Source organism: Komagataeibacter kakiaceti JCM 25156 (assembly GCF_000613305.1).
Map to the genome: position 1 here is coordinate 1 of NZ_BAIO01000457.1, position 1888 is coordinate 1888.

A 1888-nucleotide genomic window follows, 5' to 3' on the forward strand; every position below is an offset into this window, starting at 1 on the left:
CGCGCGCGCCAGACACCGTGGCAGTACCCGCCACCGCCACCGTAGCCCCCGCGGGCAGGCCGGTGGGCATGCCTTCGCATTTGTCGCGCAGTTCGGTCACGATACGCTGCGCGAGTCGCGCGCCCACGCCTCCCGCACGGGTCAGCATGGCCTTGTCACCCGCCGCGATCGCGTTGATCAGGTCGGCAGGCGGCAGGGTGGACAGGATGGCCAGCGCCACCTTGGCCCCCACGCCCTGCACCGTTGTCAGCAGGCGGAACCACGCACGTTCCGAGGCCTCGGCAAACCCGTAGAGCAGGATCGCATCCTCCCGCACCACGGTTTCCACCAGCACGCAGGCCAGTTCCGGCGGTTGCGGCAGGGTGGCCAGCGTGCGGCTTGACGCCTGCACCAGATAACCGACCCCGCCCACGTCGATCACGCAGCGATCGGCCTCCACCTGCGCCAGCAGGCCACGAAGCTGCGCGATCATGCCATCCTCGTGGCGCGCGCGATATGGGCGGCGCTGGCGCGGTGGTGGGCGTGGCAGATGGCCACGGCCAGCGCATCCGCCGCATCCGCGCGTTTCAGCAGGGCGGTGGGCAGGATACGGCGGACCATCATGCTGACCTGTTCCTTCGTTGCAGCCCCGGTGCCCACGACCGCGCGCTTGACCGTCTTGGCCCCGTATTCGGATACGGGAATGTCCAGCAGCATCGGCACCAGCAGCCCCACGCCACGCGCGTAACCCAGCTTGAGCGTCGCGGCCCCGTTGCGGTTGACGTAGGTTTCCTCCACCGCCGCTTCATCGGGGGCGAAGCCGCGGGCCAGTTCCAGCAGTGCGTCATGCAGGTGGCGCAGCCGCTCCGGCACGGACAGGGCCGAGTCGGTGGCGATCACGCCATCGGCCACATGCGTCAGCCGGTTGCCCTGCGCGGTCACCACCCCCCAGCCGGTAAAACGCAGGCCGGGGTCGATGCCAAGGATGCGGACCACGCGCGTGATCAGGCCGAGAGCTTCTCGGCCACGTCGTCCGGCAGGTCAAAATTGGCGTACACGGCCTGCACGTCATCGTGATCTTCCAGCGTGTCGATCAGCTTGAACACGCTGCGCGCCTTTTCCTCGTCCAGTTCGACGGTGTTGCCCGGCCGCCAGTCCAGCTTGGCCGAAGCCGGTTCGCCAAAGCGGCTCTCAAGCGCGTCACGCACGGCGAAGAAATCCTCGACCTGGCAGGTCACCTCATTCATGCCGTCCACGCTCTCGACATTCTCGGCCCCGGCCTCAAGCCCGGCTCGATCAGGTCATCCTCGCTCGCGACATCCTGCGGATAGGTGATGACACCCAGCCGGGTGAACATGAAGGAGACCGAGTTCGTCTCCCCCAGGGAGCCGCCATGCTTGGAGAACGCGGCGCGCACATCGGAAGCCGTGCGGTTGCGGTTATCGGTCAGCCCCTCCACGATCACGGCGACACCGGCGGGGCCGTACCCCTCGTAACGCACTTCGGTATAATCCTCGCCGCCGCCCGCGCCGCTGGCCTTCTTGATGGCGCGCTCGACCGTGTCCTTGGGCATGTTCACCTCACGCGCGGCCGAAATGGCGGCGCGCAGGCGCGGATTCATGGCCGGGTCGGGCATGCCTTCACGCGCCGCCACGGTGATTTCACGAATGACCTTGGCAAACTGCTTGGCCCGCTTGGCGTCCTGCGCGCCCTTGCGGTGCATGATGTTCTTGAATTGGGAATGACCCGCCATCGTTCGTCCCTGATCCTGTTTTCGTCTATTGTTCTTGTCCGTGCGCCGGGCGGGCGGTCAGACCAGCCGCCCGTGGCAGTGCTTGTATTTCCGGCCCGACCCGCAGGGGCACGCCGCATTGCGCGAGACCTCGCCCCAGCTTGACGGATCATCGGG

General features: G+C 67.4%; 3 protein-coding genes and 1 pseudogene. All 4 read right to left on the reverse strand.

The features are described 5' to 3' along the window. The coding region (gene ruvA, locus JCM25156_RS15230) for a Holliday junction branch migration protein RuvA (RefSeq protein ID WP_025813758.1) at window positions 1-472 on the reverse strand (472 nt) is incomplete at its 3' end. After that, window positions 469-975: a crossover junction endodeoxyribonuclease RuvC gene (gene ruvC, locus JCM25156_RS15235; RefSeq protein ID WP_025813759.1), complete on the reverse strand. Its 507-nt coding sequence runs from the start codon at window positions 973-975 to the stop codon at window positions 469-471. The genes ruvA and ruvC, both read right to left, overlap by 4 nt. 8 nt (window positions 976-983) lie before the next feature. Continuing rightward, window positions 984-1732 (reverse strand): annotated as a pseudogene (locus tag JCM25156_RS25075) (YebC/PmpR family DNA-binding transcriptional regulator). A gap of 57 nt (window positions 1733-1789) precedes the next feature. Further along, window positions 1790-1888: SEC-C metal-binding domain-containing protein (locus JCM25156_RS32695; RefSeq protein WP_148299403.1), on the reverse strand; the 99-nt coding region annotated here is incomplete at its 5' end.